Below are 18,480 nucleotides of genomic sequence, written 5' to 3'. Positions count from 1 at the left end.
CACACGATCACGCGCCCCCGCACACAACGGCACCGACCGGGAACGCCGCGGTCCGGGACCGAAACCCCGGACCGCGGTCCCTCCGCGCGACCGTGCCACCGCGATCCCTCGCGCGGCCGTGCCGCGCCCGCCGTGTGCGGTTACGCCGCCACCGGCTCCTTCCGCCCCGCCGAGGCCGCCGGCGCCTGCCCGGCCGACTCCGCGGCCGCGCCGCCCGGGGCCTGCCCGCGCAGGCTCTTGAGGGTGACGACCAGCGCGGTGGTGACGCAGACCCCGGCCGCGATGGCGACCAGGTACAGCAGCGGGTTGCCGATCAGCGGGACGACGAAGACGCCGCCGTGCGGGGCCCGCAGGGTGGCGCCGAACGCCATGGACAGGGCGCCGGTGACGGCGCCGCCCACCATGGAGGAGGGGATGACGCGCAGCGGGTCGGCCGCGGCGAACGGGATGGCTCCCTCGGAGATGAAGGAGGCGCCCAGGACCCAGGCGGCCTTGCCGTTCTCGCGCTCGGTCCGGGTGAACAGCCGGCCGCGCACGGTGGTGGCCAGCGCCATCGCCAGCGGCGGGACCATGCCGGCCGCCATCACCGCGGCCATGATCTTCATCGCGGAGTCGCTCGGGCTGGAGACCGCGATGCCGGCGGTGGCGAAGGTGTAGGCGACCTTGTTGACCGGGCCGCCGAGGTCGAAGCACATCATCAGGCCGAGCAGGGCGCCCAGCAGGACGGCGTTGGTGCCGGTCAGCCCGTTGAGCCAGTCGGTCATGCCCTTCTGCGCGGAGGCGATGGGCTTGCCGACGACCACGAACATCAGGAATCCGACGACCGCCGAGGAGATCAGCGGGATCACCACCACCGGCATGATGCCGCGCAGCGCCGCCGGGATGCGCACCTTCTGGATCGCCATGACCACGCCGCCGGCGAGCAGACCGGCCACCAGGCCGCCGAGGAAGCCGGCGTTGATGGTCAGGGCGATCGAGCCGCCGACGAAGCCGGGCACGAGGCCGGGCCGGTCGGCCATGCCGTAGGCGATGTAGCCGGCCAGGACCGGGACGAGGAATCCGAAGGAGACGACGCCGATCTGGAACAGCAGCGCCGCCCAGCTGTCGGGCTGGGTCCACAGGAAGTGGTCCGTCACCGACGGCGCCTTGTTGATCTTGTAGCCTCCGATGGCGAAGCCGAGGGCGATGAGCAGGCCGCCCGCGGCGACGAATGGCACCATGTAGCTGACACCGCTCATGAGCCATTTGCGCAGCCTGGTGCCGTAGCCCTCGCCGGACTCGCCGGCGCGTTCGACCGGCGTGCCGGCGCCGGAGGCGGGCGCCGTGACCTCGCCGCGCGCGGCCTTCTCCCGCACCTCGGCGATCAGCTCGGCGGGGCGGTTGATGGCCGCCTTGACGCCGGTGTCGACGGTCGGCTTCCCGGCGAAGCGGTCCTTCTCCCGTACGGGCACGTCGTGGGCGAAGATCACGCCGTCCGCGTTCTCGATCACCGCCGGGTCGAGCCGGGTGAAGCCGGCTGAGCCCTGCGTCTCGACGACGACCTCGACGCCCGCCTCGCGCCCGGCGTTCTCCAGCGACTCGGCGGCCATGTAGGTGTGGGCGATGCCGGTCGGGCAGGAGGTGACGGCGACGATGCGGAACGGCCGTTCGGCGGTCCTCGTCTCCGTGGCGCCCGTCTCCGTGGCGCCCGTCTCCGCGGCGCCCCTCTCCGCGGCGCCCCTCTCCGCGGCGCCCCTCTCCGCGGCGCCCCTCTCCGCGGCGCCCCTCTCCGCGGCGCCCCTCTCCGCGGCGCCCGTGGCCGTCGCGCCCCTCTCCGTGGCGCCCGTCTCCGTGGTGCCCGTGTCCGTGGTGCCCGTGGCGGCGGCGGAAGAGGCCGCTTCCGCCGCCGCCACGGTGTCCTGGGTGCCGCCGGCGGGGGCGGCGGGCGGCTCCTCGCCGCGGATCAGCGCCGCCGCGGTCGCCGGGTCGGCCACCGAGCGCAGCGCGGAGGTGAACTCGGCGTCCATCAGCTTGCGCGCCAGCGACGACAGGATCGTCAGGTGCGCGTCGTCGGCGCCGGCCGGCGCGGCGATCAGGAAGACCAGGTCGGCGGGGCCGTCGGCGGCGCCGAAGTCGATGCCGCGGGTGCTGCGCCCGAAGGCGAGCGTCGGCTCGGTGACGTGCGTGCTGCGGCAGTGCGGGATGCCGATGCCGCCGTCGAGGCCGGTCGGCATCTGCGCCTCGCGGGCGGCCACGTCGGCGAGGAAGCCGTCCAGGTCGGTCACCCGGCCCAGGGCCACCATGCGCTCGGCGAGGGCGCGCGCCGCAGCCTCCTTGGTGTCGGCGGACAGGTCGAGGTCGACCAGATCCGCGGTGATCATGTCGCTCATCGCGGGCTCCTTCGCACGCGTATCGCCCGTGGAGTGGGGTGGGCGGGAGTGGGGACGGGGGTGCTGTGGGGGGCGACGGGAGGGGAGGCGGGGGCGGGGAAACCCCGCCTCCCCGGGGCGGCGGGGCGGCTCGGACGGCCCCGCCGCCCGTCGGTGGCGGCGAGTAACGGTGCGTCCCGCCGCTCGCGGGCCGGTCCGGAGCATCCGGAGCATCCGGAGCAGCCGGAGCAGCCGGAGCAGCCGGAGCAGCCGGAGCAGGGGAACGGAGCGTGCGGGGGACGGACACGCACCGGCCTGGCGTACGTCATGTCACCGGCTCCTTCAGCGCACGGTCCACCGGCACGTCCGCCGTGACGGTCACCGCGGCGGGGTCGAGGTCGGCGGGCGTGGGCATCACGCTGCCGGGCAGCCGGACGGCGGCGGCGCCGTGCGCGACGGCGGAGGCGAGGGCCTCCGGTCCGCTGCCGCCGGCGATCAGGAACCCGGCGAGCGAGGCGTCGCCGGCGCCGACGTTGCTGCGCACGGTGTCGACGCGGGCGCTGCCGAACCAGGTGCCGGCGCCGTCCACGAGCAGTTGCCCGTCGGCCCCGAGCGAGGCGAGCACGGCGCCCGCGCCCAGCCCGCGCAGCTCCTCGGCCGCCTTGACCGCGTCGCCCACCGTGGCCAGCGGGCGCCCCACGGCCTCCGCGAGCTCCTCGGCGTTCGGCTTCACCACGTCGGGCCGCTCGCGCAGCGCCCGCAGCAGCGCGGGCCCGGAGGTGTCCAGCGCGATGCGCGCGCCGGCGGCGTGCGCCCGGGCGACCAGGTCGGCGTACCAGGAGGGCGCGAGGCCGCGCGGCAGGCTGCCGCAGCAGGCGATCCAGTCGGCGTCGCGGGACTGCTCGCGCACGGTCTCCAGCAGCAGTTCCTGCTCGGCCGCGGACAGCTCCGGCCCCGGCGCGTTGATCTTCGTCAGGACGCCGTCGGCCTCGGCGAGGGCGATGTTGGAGCGGGTGTCCCCGGCGACCGGAACCGGCGCGACCTCGATGCCCTGCGCGGCGAGCAGGTCGGCGACGAGCGCGCCCGGCGCCCCGCCCAGCGGCAGCACGGCGACCGTGCGCCGCCCGGCGGCGGCCACGGCCCGGGAGACGTTGACGCCCTTGCCGCCGGGGTCCATGCGTTCGCCGGTGGCCCGGACGACCTCGCCGCGCTCCAGCGCGGGCACCTCGTAGGTGCGGTCGAGGGACGGGTTGGGGGTGACGGTGAGGATCATGCGCGCACTACTTCCGTGCCGCCGCGCTCGATGGCGGCGGCGTCGTCGGGGCCGAGCCCGGTGTCGGTGATCAGCAGGTCCACGTCGTCCAGGGCGCCGAAGCGGGCGAAGTGCTCCTGGCCGTGCTTGGTGGAGTCGGCGAGCAGCACCACACGGCGGGCGGCGGCCAGCGCGGCCCGTTTGACCGCGGCCTCGGCGAGGTCGGGGGTGGTCAGGCCGTGCTCCGGGGAGAAGCCGTTGGCGGCGACGAACACGACGTCGGCGCGGATCTCGCCGTACGCCCGCAGCGCCCAGGCGTCCACGGCGGCGCGCGTACGGTGCCGCACGCGCCCCCCGACGAGGTGGAGCTGGATGCCGGGGTGGTCGGCGAGGCGGGCCGCGATGGGCAGGCTGTGCGTGACGACGGTCAGCCGGGCCTCCAGCGGGAGGGCGGCGGCCAGGCGGGCGACGGTGGTGCCGGCGTCGAGGATCACCGTGCCCTCGGTCGGCAGTTCCGCCAGGGCCGCCTTGGCGATGCGGTCCTTCTCGTCGGCGGCCGTGGACTCGCGCTCGGCGAGGTCCGGTTCGAAGTCGAGGCGCCCGGCCGGGATGGCGCCGCCGTGCACCCGGCGGACCAGTCCCGCCCGGTCCAGGGCCCTCAGGTCGCGGCGGATGGTCTCCGCCGTCACCTGGAACTCCTCCGCCAGCGACACCACGTCCACCCGGCCGCTGTCCCGGGCGAGACGCAGGATCTCCTGCTGACGCTCCGGTGCGTACATGTCCGTTTGCCTCCGGCCGTGCCCGAACGTGTGGTTTCCCCGTGAGGCTACGCCCGGTTTTCCGGAAAGTAAACAGGTTCGGGCGAGAACGGGTGGCAAGTAGGCACAGTCGGACTTCCGGTTGTGCCCGGTTTCCCGGGGGCGGTCGGTTTCCCGGGCGCCGGCTGATTTCCCAGGTGCGGCCGGCCGCCCCGCCCCGGGTCTCGCACGGGTTGCCCGGACACGCGGTGGAGGAACCACCCGGGACACGGCGAAGCGGCCGCTCAAGCGCACGGCGAAGCGGCTGCTCGGGCGTACGACGGCGTGCAACGGCGTGCAACGGGGATGCCGCTCGGGCGCACGGCGGAGGGGGCCCGGCCACCGTCTGCCGGACCCCCTCCGTTGTACGGGGTCGTACGGAGCCGTACGGGCGCGTCAGCCCTCGTGCGCCGCGGCCGCCGCCTCCGTCCCCGCCGCTCCGGTCGCCGCCCGGCGCGGCAGCGCGGACATCAGCAGGAAGATGACGCCCATCACCCCGGCCACCCATCCCAGCGCATGCTCGAAGCCGTGCACGAAGGCCGGGCCGATCCGGTCCGGGGCGAGCCGGTCGTCGACGACGCCGAAGAACACCACCGACACCAGGCCCAGGCCGAGCGCGTTGCCCATCTGCTGCACGGTGTTGATCAGGCCGGACGCCGACCCGGCGTGCTCGCGCGGCACCCCGGACAGGATCGCGTCGGTCAGCGGGGCGACGATCAGCCCCATGCCGGCGCCGGTCACCACCAGCGGCGGCGTCATCTGCCAGGGCTCGATGCCGAGGCCGTAGTGGTGCGCCAGCCCGATGTAGAGGAGGATGCCCGCCGCCATCACCAGCGCGCCCGCCCGCAGCACGCCCCGGCCGAAGCGGGGCACCAGTTTCTGCACGGACAGCCCGGCCGCCGTGGAGACCGCGAGGGAGAAGGGGACGCCCGTCAGGCCGGCGCGCAGCGGGCTCCAGCCCAGGCCGATCTGCAGGTACAGCGTCCAGACCAGGAAGAAGACGCCCAGCGCCACGCCGAAGACGGTCTGCACGGCGATGCCCGCGGCGAAGCTCCTGATCCGGAACAGCGACAGTTCGATCAGCGGCGAGCCGTCCCTGGCCGCCTTGCGCCGCTCGTACGCCACCAGCGCCGCGAAGACGACGACCGCGCCGCCCATCAGGCCGTAGCCCCACAGCGGCCAGCCCAGTTCCCGCCCGCGCGTCAGCGGATACAGCAGCATCACCAGTCCCAGCGTCACCAGTCCGACGCCCACCAGGTCCAGCTTCAGGGCCTGCGGCGCCTTCGACTCGGTGATGAAGCGGCTGCCGAGGAGGAGGGCGGCGACACCGACCGGGAGGTTGATCAGGAAGATCGGGCGCCACTCCAGACCGAACAGGTTCCCCTCCGTCAGCAGCGCTCCCAGCAGCGGGCCGGAGACCGCGCCCAGGCCGACGATCGCGCCGAACAGGCCGAAGACACGGCCGCGTTCGTGGGGCGGGAAGGTGGCGTGCACGATCGACAGCACCTGCGGCACCATCATCGCCGCCGTCGCGCCCTGCAGGATGCGGGAGGCCACCAGCATCTCCGGGTTCGCGGCGAGGCCGCACAGCGCGGAGGCGAGCGTGAAGCCGCCGATGCCGAGCAGGAACATCCGTTTGCGCCCGTGGATGTCGCCGAGGCGCCCCCCGGTGATCAGCCCGGCGGCGAAGGCGAGCGCGTAACCGGCGGTGATCCACTGGATCTGGCCGAAGGAGGCGCCGGCGTCCCGCTGGATGGACGGGATCGCGATGTTGACGATCGTGACGTCGACGAGGTCCATGAAGGCCGCGGTCATGACGATCGCCAGGGCGAACCAGCGGCGGCGGTCGGAGACGGGCGCGGGCGCGGGTGCGGATGCCGGTGCCGGTGCGGTTCCGGGGTGCGGGGGCGGACTCGGCGGGGCCTGCGTCCGTGCCTGCGTCTGCCCCTGCCTCCGCGTCTGCGTCTGCGTCTGTTTCTGCCATGGGGCCTGCGGGATCTGTGGGGCCTGCGGGGCCTGGGGGGCCATCGACTCGGGCGTGGTCTGTGTCCGGCTGGAGGTCATGCCCCGACGCTAGAAGCCGAATAGGTCAGATCATGTCCTACTTCCACGGCATTCTCGTAGGCATGACGACGGACACCCCGGCCCGGCTCCTGCAGCTGCTCTCCCTCCTCCAGACGCCCCGCGCCTGGCCGGGCGGCGAACTCGCCGAGCGTCTTGGGGTCTCCCGCCGGACCGTCCGGAGGGACATCGACCGGCTGCGCGAGCTCGGCTATCCGGTGCAGGCGACCATGGGCGCCGACGGCGGCTACCGCCTGGTGGCGGGCAAGGCGATGCCGCCGCTGGTGCTGGACGACGAGGAGGCGGTGGCCATCGCGGTCGGGCTGCGGGCCGGGGCCGGGCACGCCGTCGAGGGCGTGGAGGAGGCGTCGGTGCGGGCCCTGGCCAAGCTGGAGCAGGTGCTGCCCGGCCGCCTGCGCCACCGCGTCGCCGCGCTCCAGGCCGCGACGACCCCGCTGACCAGCGGCGACGGCCCCACCATCGCACCGGAGACGCTCACCGTCATCGCGTCGGCGGTCACGGGCCGGGAACGGCTGCGCTTCGCCTACCGCGCCGGCGACGGCGCCGAGACCCGCCGCCTGACCGAACCGCACCGGCTGGTGTCCACCGGCCGCCGCTGGTACCTGGTCGCCTACGACCTCGACCGCGCCGACTGGCGCACCTTCCGCGTCGACCGGATCGGCGACCCGTTCGCCACCGGCGCCCGCTTCACCCCGCGCGAACCCCCCACGGGCAGCGCCGCGGAGTACCTCCGGCGGTCGATCCGGCGGCAGCAGGAGACGTACGCCTTCTCCATCACGTTCGCCGCCCCCGCCGACACCGTCGCCGCCCGCCTGCCGGCCTGGCTCGGCACCCCCGAGCCGCTGGACGACGGCTCGTGCCGGCTGCGCGGCTCCTACGACGGCTCGGTGGACTGGCTCGCGGTGCGGCTGGCGCTGCTGGGCCACGACTTCACGGTCCACGAACCCGACGAACTCGCCGCGTACGCAAGGCGCCTGGGCACCCGGCTGTGCCGGGCGGCGGGCGGCTGCGGCGAGGATGGGTGAGGAGGAAGGGCGGGAAGGTCAGGAGGAGTGGGAGCGGTGAGGGGACGTCAGCAGACGTCGCGGAGGGCGGAGTTCGGGCGCTCCCGGGCTTCCGGACGGGCACCTCCGGAACGGGCCCTTCGGGGCAGGCGCACTCGGGGCGGGGCACCTGCGGAACGGATGTCTCCGGAACAGGCGCCTCCGGAACAGGCGTCTCCGGAAGGGCAGGTGGGCCGGGCGCACAAGGAGCCGGGCTTCGGCGCCTGGGGGGAGAGGCGCCGGAGCCCGGCTCGGAGGAAGTCCCGGCGCCGGGGGGGTGGTGCGTCGGGACATGGCTTGAGATGAGGTCGGAGCGCTCTACGAGGCCCACGGAACGAACCCGTCTCCGGCCCTGTGTGACGGTGTGACGCGGTCCTGTCGTCACGGGCCTGCGTGGTGCGAACTCCCGGGCCCGGAAGGTTTGTTCCCCTGGCCCGCCCGCTTGAAGCGACGTTCCAGAGCCATGTTTGCGCGGCCTTCGGCCACCCGGCGCACGCGCCCACGGCCGCTCGCGCGCCCGCAACCGCTTACGCTCCTCCCGGGTGCCCCGCGGCGCCGCGCACCCCTCGTCCGGGGACGGCCCCGCCCGCCCGGCAGGCCGGGCCCGGACGTCGAGACCAGCGGGCCCAGGCGCCGAGATCAGCGGGCACAAGCGTCGAGTCCGGCAGGCACGGCTATGGAAGCCGACCGGGCACGACAGGCAGACCGGGTCGGCCGGGCACGGGCGTCGAGGCCGACCGGGTACGGGCGTCGAGGCCGGCCGGGCGGCTCACGCCGCCGCGTCGAACCCGGTGTCGCGGGCCAGCTTCTTCAGCTCCAGCAGCGCGTGCTTCTCTATCTGCCGGATGCGCTCGCGGGTCAGGCCGTGCTCCTTGCCGACCTCGGTGAGGGTGCGCTCGCGGCCGTCCTCGATGCCGTACCGCATCCGGATGATGGACGCGGTGCGCTGGTCGAGGCGGCCGATGAGGTCGTCGAGTTCCTCGCTGCGCAGCAGCGTGAGCACCGACTGCTCGGGGGAGACCGCCGAGGTGTCCTCCAGGAGGTCGCCGAACTGGGTCTCGCCCTCGTCGTCCACCGACATGTTCAGCGAGACTGGGTCGCGGGCCCAGTCGAGGACGTCGGTGATGCGCTCGGCCGTGGTGTTGAGCTCGGCGGCGATCTCCGCGGGCTCCGGCTCGCGGCCGTGCTCGCGGTTGAACTCGCGCTGCACACGGCGGATGCGGCCCAGCTCCTCCACCAGGTGGACCGGCAGCCGGATGGTGCGGGACTGGTCGGCTATGGAGCGGGTGATGGCCTGGCGGATCCACCACGTGGCGTACGTGGAGAACTTGAAGCCCTTGCGGTAGTCGAACTTCTCCACCGCGCGCACCAGGCCGGCGTTGCCCTCCTGGATCAGGTCCAGCAGGGGCAGGCCGCTGCGCGGGTAGCGGCGGGCGACGGCGACGACCAGCCGGAGGTTGGAGCGGATGAAGATGTCCTTGGCGCGCTCCCCCTCGGCGACCAGGGCCTCCAGCTCCTCGCGGGTGGCGTCCGTCCTGGTCTCCTCGTAGCCGTCGAGGATCTGCCGTGCGAACACACCCGCCTCGATGATCTGGGACAGCTCGACCTCCTTGGCGGCGTCGAGCAGCGGTGTACGCGCGATCTCGTCGAGGTACATGCCGACCAGATCGCGCTCGGCGATCTCGCCGCCACGGGCGCGAACACTGCTGGTCGCGTCGACGGCCTCGCCCAGGGCGGGCTCTCGGCGTGCGACGGCACGGGTTGCCATGCGTGCTCCCTCTGCGATGGTGGGTCAGCGGGCGGTCCTTGGGACGCTTGGCACTCTCTTCGGACTCGTGTGGTCCCCGGTCGGGTGCCCCGCATCCAAGGGAAACAACGACTGGAATCCGGACAGAATTCCCAACCCGCCCCCCGGTTTTTCCGATCATGCAGTACCCTGTGCCGCCACTCACGGGCACGCGGTGTCGCCGCGAACCACAGAGACGCAGGTCAGGCCAGGAGTGAAGAGCGTTCCCGGGATCGCCGGGCTCCGGGATCCGGGCGCCGGATGAGACAGCCGTCACACTTACTTACGCCGGATGCTCCGCTCCCACCCGGAAGACGAACGGGAGCCGCCGAGGGTTTCCCCGCACGACGGAAAACGCCGACGAGCACAGGCGAGCCCCCGGCCGTTCACCGGAGCACCCCGCCTCCGTTCCCGCATCCGTATCCGCACCCGTTCCCGTTTCCGTACCCGCCCTCGTTCCCGTCCCGGCCACCGTCGCCGCCGTCACCCGAACTGCACCGACCGCTTCGCCAGCCCCATCCAGAACCCCTCGATCACCGACCGCACGGAGTCCGGCCCGTCCAGCTCGCCGCCCGCCTCGGCCGCGCCCATGACGACGAAGAGCGGGGCGAAGTGCTCGGTGCGCGGGTGGGCGTAGCGGCCGGCCGGGGCCTTGTCGAGGAAGGCGAGCAGGGCGTCCCAGTCACGGGACTGGAGCGCCCGGCGCCCCCAGTCGTCGAACTCGGCGGACCAGCTCGGCACGCCGCCGCCCGGGTGGCGCAGGGCGGCGAGGTTGTGGGTGAAGAAGCCGGAGCCGACGATCAGTACGCCCTCGTCGCGCAGCGGCGCCAGCTTCCGCCCGATCTCCAGCAGCCGCACCGGGTCGAGGGTGGGCAGGGAGATCTGCAGGACGGGGATGTCGGCCGCCGGGTACATCTCGGCCAGGGGGACGTAGGCGCCGTGGTCGAGGCCGCGGTCGGGAACGTCCTGGACGGGCAGGCCGGGGGCGCGCAGCAGCTTGCGGACCGACGCGGCGAGCTCCGGGGCGCCCGGGGCCTCGTAGCGGACCCGGTAGTAGTGCTCGGGGAAGCCCCAGAAGTCGTAGACGAGGGGAACGGTCTCGGTGGCCCCGAGGGCCAGCGGGGCGTCCTCCCAGTGGGCGGAGAGCATCAGGATCGCCTTGGGGCGGGGCAGGGCGGCGGCCCAGGCGGCGAGTTCGCCGGGCCAGACGGGGTCGTCCGCGAGCGGCGGGGCGCCGTGGCTGAGGTAGAGGGCGGGCATCCGCCCCTGGGGGCTGCGGGTGGCGGCGGACATCGGGCGACCCCTTCCGGCTCGTTCCAGGTTGCTTGAATCCTCAAGCTTCTGGTTCGCCAGCCTACGCCTACGTTGTTTAACTTTCAAGCAGAGGGGTCGTACAGTGGAGACATGAACAGGGCACCCGCAGAAGAACCCCGCTGGCTCACCGACGAGGAACAGGTCGTGTGGCGCTCCTTCCTGGACGCCACCCGGCTCCTGGACGACCACCTCGACCGCCAGTTGCAGCGGGACGCGGGCATGCCGCACCTCTACTACGGGCTGCTGGTCGTGCTCTCCGAGACGCCCCGGCGCCGGATGCGCATGACCGAACTGGCCAGGCAGGCCAAGATCACCCGTTCCCGCCTCTCCCACGCGATCGCCCGCCTGGAGAAGAACGGCTGGGTGCGCCGCGAGAACTGCCCGTCCGACAAGCGCGGCCAGTTCGCGGTGCTGACCGACGCGGGCCTGGAGGTGCTGCGGCAGGCCGCGCCGGGCCACGTGGCCGCCGTACGGCAGGCGCTGTTCGACCGGCTCACCCCGGAACAGCAGAAATCCCTCGGCGAGATCATGCAGATCGTCGCCGAGGGACTCCAGCCGAAGGAAGCGGGCGCGGACCTGCCCTGGCTGCGCTGACACCGCCCCGCCGGGCACCCGGACGCCGGGGTGCCCGGATGCTGGGGTGCCCGGACGCCAGGGCGCCCGGATGCCGGGGTGCCCGGGTGCCGGGGTGCCCGGGTGCCGGGTCGCCCGGCGGGTGCCCCGAGGATGCCTAGTGGGCGACCACCGGCACCGCCACCTCCTCCTCCACCTCGTCACCGGAGCCGGCCACGGCCGTCGTACCCGGCCGGCCGGCGTTGACCAGGGTGACGGCGATGAGCGCGGCCAGGACGAGGATGCCGACGGCGAACCAGATGGCGTTGCTGTAGCCGTGCACCATGCCCTGCAGCTGGACCAGCTGCTGCTGCGGCCTGCCGGCCGCGGTGGCGATGTGGTCCTTGATGTACGAGGTCGTCGCCGAGGCGGCGATCGTGTTCAGCAGGGCCGTGCCGATCGCCCCGCCCACCTGCTGCGAGGTGTTGACCATGGCCGAGGCGACACCGGCGTCCCGCGGCTGCACGCCGTGCGTGGCCAGGGACATCGCCGGCATGAACGCGGTGCCCATGCCGAGGCCGAGCATCAGGATCGCCGGCAGCATCAGACCGGCGTACGAGGAGTCGATCTCCATCTGGGTCAGCACCAGCATGCCGCCCGCGGCGAGCAGGAAGCCGGGGGCCATCAGCAGCCGCGCCGGGACGCGGGTCATCAGGCGGGCGCCGATCTGCGTGGAGCCGGTGATCATGCCGGCGACCATGGGCAGGAAGGCGAAGCCGGTCTTGACCGGCGAGTACCCCTTCACGACCTGCAGGTAGTAGGTGAGGAAGAGGAACAGGCCGAACATGGCGATGATCGCCAGACCCAGCGAGAGGTAGACGCCGCCGCGGTTGCGGTCGGTCACGACGCGCAGCGGCAGCAGCGGAGCCCTGACCTTGGACTCGACGAGCACGAAGGCGGCCAGCAGCACGGCCGAGGCGATGAACATCGCAACCGTCACGGAATCGCCCCAGCCGTCGGACTCGGCGCGCGTGAAGCCGTAGACCAGCGCCACCAGGCCGAGGGTGGACAGCACCACGCCCGGGACGTCGAGCGGGGAGCGGTTGCGGGTGCCCTGCGGCTCGCGGATGACGAAGTACGCGCCGGCCGCGGCGAGGACGGCGAACGGGATGTTGACGAAGAACGTCCAGCGCCAGTTCAGGTACTCGGTGAGGAAGCCGCCGAGGATCAGGCCGACGGCTCCGCCGCCGCCCGCGATGGCGCCGTAGATGCCGAACGCCTTGGCGCGCTCCTTGGCGTCCGTGAACATCACGGCGAGCAGGGAGAGCGCGGCGGGCGCGAGCATCGCACCGAAGGCGCCCTGCAGGGCTCGGGCGCCGAACATCATCGCGCCGGTCGTGGCCGCGCCGCCGAGCGCGGAGGCCGCGGCGAAGCCGGCCAGGCCGGTGACGAAGGCGCGCTTGCGGCCCCACAGGTCGGCGATGCGCCCGCCGAAGAGCAGCAGGCCGCCGAAAGCCAGGGCGTAGGCGGTGACCACCCACTGGCGGTTGCCGTCGGATATGCCCAGGTCCTGCTGGGCGGAGGGCAGAGCGATGTTCACGATGGTCGCGTCGAGGACGACCATCAGCTGGGCGAGCGCGATGAAGCCGAGCGCCTTCCAGCGGTTGGCGTCCGGGACGCCGGGAGCCTTGACGGCTGTTTCGGACATGGAGGTACCCACTTCGGAACTTCGTGACGGAAGAAGAACGAAAAAGCGTGAAAGAGAGGTGGAAAGAGACGAAAGGGAGACGGAAGACGGACGGAAGAAGTCGGAAAGGCGAAGAGGCGGACCCGTCGACGGTGACGGCCGGCCGGAGGCCGACAGAAGCCGCCGGGTACTGCCAGGTACTGCCGGGTACTACTGGATGCTTCTGGGTGCTGCCAGGTACTGCTCGCAGGGGAGACTGGTGTCGTGCGCTGAACTAATCGGTCAGGACTGACGCAGATCCTCCATCGTCAGGGTGGTGCCCGGGAGGGTGGAGCGGGCCGGGGCCCGCAACCCGTCCAGGTAGAGCTGCAGGTGCCGGTGGACGAAGCGGTCGAGGCTGACGCAGACCGCGCCGGCCGGCGGCCGGCCGAGCTGCGCCACGACCATCAGCAGGTCGCCGACGCCCACGTCGGGCCGCAACTGCCCGGCCGCCTTGGCCCGTTCCATGATCTCGGCCACGAGGTGCTCGACCCGGCCGCGCGCGGCCAGCAGGTCGGGGTGGTGGTGGTCGAAGGCGCCGGCGAGCATCGGGCACAGCGCGCTGATCCGCTCGTCGGCGGCGGCGTGCGCGAAGCGCTCCAGCGCCGCGAACGCGTCACCGCTCTCGGCGCCCTCGGCGAGCGCCCGCTCGGCCGCCCGCGCGGTGCGGTCCATGACGCAGCAGACCACCTCGCGGATCAGGGCGTCCCGGTCGGGAAAGTTGCGGTACACCGTGGCGTTGCCGACGCCGGCGCGGCGGGCGATCTCGTCGAACGGCACGTCGGGGCCGTTCTCGACGAACATCTCCCGGGCGGCGGCGACGATCCGCTCCCGGTTGCGCAGGGCGTCGGCACGCGGCCGGGTCGCCTTGCGCGATACGGGGGTGGCGGTCTGCACGGCGTACTCCTGGGTGGGTCGTTCTGGTCGCGGTGGACGTCCGGTGGTCGTTCAGTGGACGTCCGGTGGTCCGATCGCCCGGCCGCCCGCCGACCGCGGGCGGGCGGGACGTGGTGCCCCGCTCGGTGTGCGGCCGATGCGCTGCCGTGCGATCCGGTGCGATCCGGTGCGATCCGGGGAGAGGGTCCCCGTTTCGCGTCTACGCATGACCAAACGGGGAAACGGTCCCCACTTATTTCCCTCCCTCGCCCCCTTCTTGCGTGACCTACGTCACACCCCCGATGCCCCCTTCATCCGGACGTCCCCCGACCGGGCTCCTCCAACGGGCGCCCACCACTCCGTCGGCCGAAGGTGAGCGCAAGGGTGCAGCCGAGGGACCGGCGGCTGCCGTGGAGCGAAGGGTCCGTGCATGCAGCCGACGCAGCGCCGGATACGCCCGCGCCGTATACGCCCGCGCCGTGCACGCCCGCGCCGTGCACGCCCCCACCACGCGCTCCCCGGTCACGCCCTCCCCCGCCACCCACTCCCCCACCCTGCGCTCCCCGGCCACCCACTCCCCGGCCATGCGCTCCCCCGCCGCATACGCCCCTACCGGACGGCCGCCCTGGCCGCCGTGACCGCCGTGACCCTCGCCGTCAGCACCTCCGCCGGCACCGCACGCCCCCCGCAGGACTCCACCACGGCCCCGGGCCCCGTCGCGCCGGCCCGAGCCGCCGCCCTCGACGCCTGCCTGCTGCACGGCGACCCCGCCGTGCAGATGTCCGAGGGGATACCCACCGTCCGCGGCTACGCCCACTCCACCGGCACCGTCCGCGCCCTCACCCTCATGGTCGACTTCCCCGACGCGCCCGGCCGGGGCAGCGCCCCCGACCGCTTCGCGGAGTTCTTGCCGCAGACCCGCGCCTGGTACCGCACCAGCTCCTACGGCCGCCTCGACTACCGCGCCGAGGCCCCGATACCCACCTGGCTGCGCATGCCGAAGCCGTTCAAGGAGTACGGCATAGAGCGCGGCGCCCCCTTCGACCCCGGCTACCGCACCCTGGTCCAGGACATCGTGGCCGCCGCCGATCCCAAGGTCGACTTCCGCGCCTACGACCTGCTCAACGTGCTGGTGACCCCCAACGCGGGCCCCTCCGCCCTGGACACCGTGCTGTCCGTGACCTTCGCCGGCAACCTCGACGCCCCCGTCGCCGACGGCGTCCCCGTCGCCAACGCCTCCTTCGTCTACTCCCGCCAGGACGACGGCTCCGGCTCCTACGGCCGCACCGGCTACCGCGTCCTGCCCCACGAGAACGGCCACGCCTTCGGCCTGCCCGACCTGTACACCGCCGACGGCGGCGGCGCGGTCGGCCACTGGGACATCATGAGCGAGGACTGGGGGGCCAACAACGACCTGCTCGGCTGGCACAAGTTCAAGCTGGGCTGGATCGACGGGACCCAGGTGAGCTGCGCGGCGACCCGGGGCACCGCCGACTACGAGCTGACCCCACTGGCGCTCGCGGGCGGCCCCAAGCTCGTCGTCGTCCCCGTGGACCGGCACACCGCCTACGCCGTCGAGGTGCGCACCCGCGCCGGCAACGACGAGGCCGTCTGCCGCCCCGGCGTGCTGATCTACCGCATCGACGCCGACGTGGACACCGGCCACGGCCCGGTCACCGTCTTCGACGCCCACCGCGACACCGGCGGCTGCACCCACAGCCCCAACGTCCACGCCGAACTCTCCGACGCCGCCTTCCGCCCCGGCGAGTCGTTCCACGACCCGCAACACGGAATCCGCATCACGGTCACGGGGGCGATGACGGGGGGCGGGGCAACGCAATCGCCGGAGCCGAAGGTTTCGGCGATCGAAGCGACGGGGGTGTCGGGGGCGGGGAGGACGGAGGCGTCGGGATCGCCGGGATCGAGAAAGCCGCCGGGGGCGTCGGGGGTGGCGCGGACATCGGGCGCACCGGTGTACCGGGTGCGGGTGACACGGGACACCGATACGGGCAGAGGCTGAGGCGGACGGGGACCGAGGCGGGCGCGAGGATTACCGTAGGCAGGCCCGTCCCCCCCGGCAGGCACACCGTGCCGGTCAGCACGGAAATGGCGTCCGAGACCCACCGCACCGGACGCCCCGCCGCATCGGACACTGCCGCATCGGACACCCCGCCATATCGGACACACTGCCGCACTGGACGCACTGAACGCACTGAAGAACCGAGAACCCGATGCCCGCGATGCCCCCGAAGCCCCCGAAGCCCCCGACGGAGGCCCACGACGGTGATCGGGGCGCCGACGGGGATGCCAGCGGGGGCGCCGACGGGGGCCTGCCATCGGCACCGGGCACCGGGCACCGGCACAACCGCGCCGCCGACCGCCGCGGGCGACGTACCCGCCGTGCCGCCGACCGGGGAGGAGGTGCCGGCGGAGGCGGTGACGCCGCTGCTGCGCGGGATCGCGGTGCTGCGGCAACTGACGGAGGCGGGCGGGACGCTGAGCCTGCCGCCACACCCGCACCGCCTGCATCGACGGCCTCCTCCCCCGCCTGAAGCAGACCGCCGCCCGCATCGAAGGCGACCTCCACACCGCCTCCCGCTTCACCCACGTCCCCGTCACCTGACCCTCCCTCCGCCTCGCCGCACAATCCGGTAACCTGACGCCTGTGGCCCACCGGCCACACCGGCGCCCACGCCGATCACGCCTTCGTAGCTCAGGGGATAGAGCACCGCTCTCCTAAAGCGGGTGTCGCAGGTTCGAATCCTGCCGGGGGCACCGACCTGGACAGCAGGTCAGAGGCGGTTTCGGCCCCTCGTTCAAATCGAACGGGGGGCCTTCATCACGTCAGGAGTCCACAAGGAGTCCACATCCCCACGAAGATTTACCCGCTGGGAGCAGTGGCATCGTTCATGTATCTGATCGCAGTAATCTGCGCGAGGGCTGGCGCGGCTCCCCACGCGCGCCGGACGCGCGCTCGCATCAACCTGTGGGACCCCAGCGGGGAGGCTGGAGCCACGGGCCGAGGCTCCAGCCGCAGTCGCCGACGGGGGCCTCGCGTATGTATCAACGTAGACGGATCGGCGTCGTCTCAAAGGGCAGCTTTGCGTCAAGAATCAGTCAGGCACGGGAAAGGGGGCGGCGGGCTCGCCGACGCGATCGGTGTGCCGCTCTCCGAGCTGGTGCGTTGACGGGCGGCCGCCCCGACGGGGGAGCGGGGTCGGCCGCCCTGCCCGCTGCCGACCGGGATCGGCGGGCGGTCGGCAGCGGGGGCGTGCTCGGCGGGACGCCGGGGGAACGTCGACCGCCGGGCACGCCGTCTAGGTGAGCGCCGCCAGTTCCTCGTCGACGCTCACGACCGTGCAGGCGTACAGCGCCCGCACGAGCTGTGAGGCGACCGTCCAATGGATCAGCGGCGACTCGAACGGCACGACCGTCGACTCGACAACCAACGGCCCGAGGCGGCCGGCGGTGTACCGGCGCCCCCACACGCCGCACACCACTGATCGGCCGACGCGCACCAGCGCGCTTCCTTTCCACAGGTGTGGACACTGCTCACGCGCGGCGCGCACGCACTTCAGGCAGATCGGCGGGTGCGTCGTCATCAGGTCCTTCGGCCACCCGGACCAGTCTCCGCGTCCGTCCTCGACCAGCCACAGCACACCGCGGCTGTCGCGGTCGGCTGGGCCGCCGCACACCTGGCACAGCAGCTCCGTCATGGCGCGGCGCTGCCGGCCGGGGTGGACATTGCCGTACAGGAGGCGGCCAGTGCCGGGGTTGTCGACGTCGGGCAGCCACAGCACGCCGTGCTCGTCGCGGTCGGATAACGCCTCGCCCGAGTAGCGGATGCCGACGGGCATGCAGGTGATGCCGGGCTTTCCCCTGCGGAACGTGTCTCCGGCGGGCATGCGGTACACGACGACCGGGTCGGGAGCGGCTTTCTCGCCCGACCACGTCGCGATGTACGGCACGGTCGTCGGCGGCCTCCGGCACGTGTTGTGCGTGTAGGCGTCGGCCGCGTGCCTGCGGTACGGCTGGTTGGGCCGGATCGGCGTCTCGCAGATCGTGCACACTCTCACTGCACACCCCCCGCTTCGCGCAGATCGACGACGCGGCGAGCGAGCTCGGCGACGTGCATCGACCCACCGAGCGGGCCGGTCCCAAGCGGCTGTCGCAGCTCGTACTCGGCGTGCTCGATCGCCTGCATCGCGGCGTACCACTCGCGGGATCGGGGCGTGGCGCGGCCGGCGGCGTCCCGCACGATCGGCATGAGCCGGTTGATCTCGGCGCGCAACTGCTCGTTGAGCGTGACGAGTTCGGGGTAGGACGGCAGGCGGCGGGAGGCGTCGAACGCCTCGCGGATCATCTGCTCGATCGCCGCTGCGTCGACTTCGCGAGGTACGGTCGTCACCGGACCGCCTCCGGGCGCATCGTCCGCTGCTCGGGCACGGGAACGAGTGCGGCACGGAGCGAGGCGAACAGCGCCTCAGCCTCGCGCCGGGACATGACGAGCGAGGTGTCGCCCTGGTGCGTGTCGAGGTCGTACAGGGCGATCGGGACGCGGATCTCTCCTGTGCTGCGGTCGCATACGGGCGTCTCGCCTGGGCGCAGCGACGTGTGTAAGCGGGTACGGCTCATCAGGACCCCCGGTCGGTAGTCGGTAGGGCACGCACCGTAGAGCGACTACCGGCCGGTAACGGGGACAGA

14 protein-coding genes, 1 tRNA gene and 4 pseudogenes are annotated in these 18,480 nt (G+C 73.2%); 7 read left to right on the top strand and 12 right to left on the bottom strand.

The features are described from left to right. Positions 1 to 140: 140 nt before the first annotated feature. Positions 141 to 1,577 (bottom strand): annotated as a pseudogene (locus IE225_RS34155) (PTS fructose transporter subunit IIC); the annotation flags it as partial. An 18-nt stretch (positions 1,578 to 1,595) separates the two neighbouring features. On the opposite strand from IE225_RS34155, the pseudogene IE225_RS34150 reads away from it, so the two are divergent. After that, a pseudogene (locus IE225_RS34150) lies at positions 1,596 to 1,805 on the top strand (pentapeptide repeat-containing protein); the annotation flags it as partial. Between the two features lie 195 nt (positions 1,806 to 2,000). Here IE225_RS34150 and IE225_RS34145 read toward each other — a convergent pair. The 4 genes and pseudogenes from IE225_RS34145 to IE225_RS25035 all read right to left on the bottom strand — a co-directional run. Continuing rightward, positions 2,001 to 2,360: pseudogene (locus IE225_RS34145) on the bottom strand (PTS sugar transporter subunit IIA); the annotation flags it as partial. Between the two features lie 313 nt (positions 2,361 to 2,673). After that, positions 2,674 to 3,621, bottom strand: coding sequence for a 1-phosphofructokinase (pfkB, locus tag IE225_RS25045; RefSeq protein ID WP_190059863.1), 948 nt, complete (start codon positions 3,619 to 3,621; stop codon positions 2,674 to 2,676). Next, complete coding sequence (locus IE225_RS25040; protein WP_190059862.1) at positions 3,618 to 4,379, bottom strand: DeoR/GlpR family DNA-binding transcription regulator; 762 nt, start codon at positions 4,377 to 4,379, stop codon at positions 3,618 to 3,620. Before IE225_RS25040 ends, pfkB begins: the two co-directional genes overlap by 4 nt. 414 nt (positions 4,380 to 4,793) lie before the next feature. Continuing rightward, the gene (locus IE225_RS25035) at positions 4,794 to 6,461 is read right to left on the bottom strand and encodes an MFS transporter (protein WP_229880013.1); all 1,668 of its coding nucleotides are present in this window, start codon (positions 6,459 to 6,461) and stop codon (positions 4,794 to 4,796) included. Between the two features lie 62 nt (positions 6,462 to 6,523). Here IE225_RS25035 and IE225_RS25030 point away from each other — a divergent pair, with 62 nt between their 5' ends. Then, complete coding sequence (locus IE225_RS25030) at positions 6,524 to 7,504, top strand: helix-turn-helix transcriptional regulator (RefSeq protein ID WP_190059861.1); 981 nt, start codon at positions 6,524 to 6,526, stop codon at positions 7,502 to 7,504. Between the two features lie 787 nt (positions 7,505 to 8,291). Here IE225_RS25030 and IE225_RS25025 read toward each other — a convergent pair. Further along, on the bottom strand, positions 8,292 to 9,290 hold the full coding sequence (locus IE225_RS25025) for a sigma-70 family RNA polymerase sigma factor (RefSeq protein ID WP_190059860.1): 999 nt from the start codon (positions 9,288 to 9,290) through the stop codon (positions 8,292 to 8,294). A gap of 501 nt (positions 9,291 to 9,791) precedes the next feature. Then, positions 9,792 to 10,601: a dioxygenase family protein gene (locus IE225_RS25020; RefSeq protein ID WP_190059859.1), complete on the bottom strand. Its 810-nt coding sequence runs from the start codon at positions 10,599 to 10,601 to the stop codon at positions 9,792 to 9,794. A 111-nt stretch (positions 10,602 to 10,712) separates the two neighbouring features. On the opposite strand from IE225_RS25020, the gene IE225_RS25015 reads away from it, so the two are divergent. Beyond that, entirely contained in the window at positions 10,713 to 11,216 is a 504-nt protein-coding gene (locus tag IE225_RS25015; protein WP_190059858.1) for a MarR family winged helix-turn-helix transcriptional regulator, read from the top strand. 136 nt (positions 11,217 to 11,352) lie between these two features. Here IE225_RS25015 and IE225_RS25010 read toward each other — a convergent pair whose 3' ends face one another. Beyond that, positions 11,353 to 12,882: an MFS transporter gene (locus IE225_RS25010; protein ID WP_190059857.1), complete on the bottom strand. Its 1,530-nt coding sequence runs from the start codon at positions 12,880 to 12,882 to the stop codon at positions 11,353 to 11,355. A gap of 261 nt (positions 12,883 to 13,143) precedes the next feature. Then, complete coding sequence (locus tag IE225_RS25005) at positions 13,144 to 13,797, bottom strand: TetR/AcrR family transcriptional regulator (RefSeq protein ID WP_190059856.1); 654 nt, start codon at positions 13,795 to 13,797, stop codon at positions 13,144 to 13,146. Between the two features lie 458 nt (positions 13,798 to 14,255). Here IE225_RS25005 and IE225_RS33470 point away from each other — a divergent pair, with 458 nt between their 5' ends. From IE225_RS33470 to IE225_RS24995, 4 genes and pseudogenes are all read left to right on the top strand, one after another. Then, on the top strand, positions 14,256 to 14,414 hold the full coding sequence (locus tag IE225_RS33470; protein WP_229880023.1) for a hypothetical protein: 159 nt from the start codon (positions 14,256 to 14,258) through the stop codon (positions 14,412 to 14,414). Next, a complete protein-coding gene (locus IE225_RS25000) occupies positions 14,411 to 15,796 on the top strand; it encodes a M6 family metalloprotease domain-containing protein (protein WP_229880012.1) in 1,386 nt (461 codons plus the stop codon). Before IE225_RS33470 ends, IE225_RS25000 begins: the two co-directional genes overlap by 4 nt. 284 nt (positions 15,797 to 16,080) lie before the next feature. Further along, positions 16,081 to 16,281 (top strand): annotated as a pseudogene (locus IE225_RS34140) (hypothetical protein); the annotation flags it as partial. A 197-nt stretch (positions 16,282 to 16,478) separates the two neighbouring features. After that, a tRNA-Arg gene (locus IE225_RS24995) sits at positions 16,479 to 16,551 on the top strand. 542 nt (positions 16,552 to 17,093) lie between these two features. On the opposite strand, the gene IE225_RS24990 is transcribed toward IE225_RS24995, so the two are convergent. The 3 genes from IE225_RS24990 to IE225_RS24980 are packed head-to-tail and all read right to left on the bottom strand — an operon-like array spanning position 17,094 to position 18,411. After that, positions 17,094 to 17,852 carry a hypothetical protein gene (locus tag IE225_RS24990; protein ID WP_190059854.1) on the bottom strand — a complete coding sequence of 253 codons (759 nt, stop codon included), beginning with the start codon at positions 17,850 to 17,852 and terminating at the stop codon, positions 17,094 to 17,096. Continuing rightward, complete coding sequence (locus IE225_RS24985) at positions 17,849 to 18,184, bottom strand: DUF6415 family natural product biosynthesis protein (protein ID WP_229880011.1); 336 nt, start codon at positions 18,182 to 18,184, stop codon at positions 17,849 to 17,851. The genes IE225_RS24990 and IE225_RS24985 overlap by 4 nt, the downstream gene beginning before the upstream one ends. Further along, positions 18,181 to 18,411 (bottom strand): hypothetical protein, encoded by a 231-nt coding sequence (locus IE225_RS24980; RefSeq protein WP_190059853.1) that lies wholly within the window; start codon positions 18,409 to 18,411, stop codon positions 18,181 to 18,183. Before IE225_RS24980 ends, IE225_RS24985 begins: the two co-directional genes overlap by 4 nt. Positions 18,412 to 18,480: the final 69 nt, after the last annotated feature.

It is taken from the genome of Streptomyces echinoruber (genome assembly GCF_014651135.1).
In the GTDB taxonomy this organism is placed as follows: domain Bacteria; phylum Actinomycetota; class Actinomycetes; order Streptomycetales; family Streptomycetaceae; genus Streptomyces; species Streptomyces echinoruber.
The sequence above is the reverse complement of the archived record's forward strand: the minus strand, read 5'-3'. Positions and strand labels throughout refer to the sequence as shown.

What these genes read in the sequence shown, in the direction of transcription:
- IE225_RS25010 (WP_190059857.1), bottom strand. Translation starts at nt 12,882, where the DNA reads ATGTCCGAAACAGCCGTCAAGGCTCCCGGCGTCCCGGACGCCAACCGC.
- pfkB (WP_190059863.1), bottom strand. Translation starts at nt 3,621, where the DNA reads ATGATCCTCACCGTCACCCCCAACCCGTCCCTCGACCGCACCTACGAG.
- IE225_RS25020 (WP_190059859.1), bottom strand. Translation starts at nt 10,601, where the DNA reads ATGTCCGCCGCCACCCGCAGCCCCCAGGGGCGGATGCCCGCCCTCTAC.
- IE225_RS25030 (WP_190059861.1), top strand. Translation starts at nt 6,524, where the DNA reads ATGACGACGGACACCCCGGCCCGGCTCCTGCAGCTGCTCTCCCTCCTC.
- IE225_RS25025 (WP_190059860.1), bottom strand. Translation starts at nt 9,290, where the DNA reads ATGGCAACCCGTGCCGTCGCACGCCGAGAGCCCGCCCTGGGCGAGGCC.
- IE225_RS25040 (WP_190059862.1), bottom strand. Translation starts at nt 4,379, where the DNA reads ATGTACGCACCGGAGCGTCAGCAGGAGATCCTGCGTCTCGCCCGGGAC.
- IE225_RS24980 (WP_190059853.1), bottom strand. Translation starts at nt 18,411, where the DNA reads ATGAGCCGTACCCGCTTACACACGTCGCTGCGCCCAGGCGAGACGCCC.
- IE225_RS25015 (WP_190059858.1), top strand. Translation starts at nt 10,713, where the DNA reads ATGAACAGGGCACCCGCAGAAGAACCCCGCTGGCTCACCGACGAGGAA.
- IE225_RS25035 (WP_229880013.1), bottom strand. Translation starts at nt 6,461, where the DNA reads ATGACCTCCAGCCGGACACAGACCACGCCCGAGTCGATGGCCCCCCAG.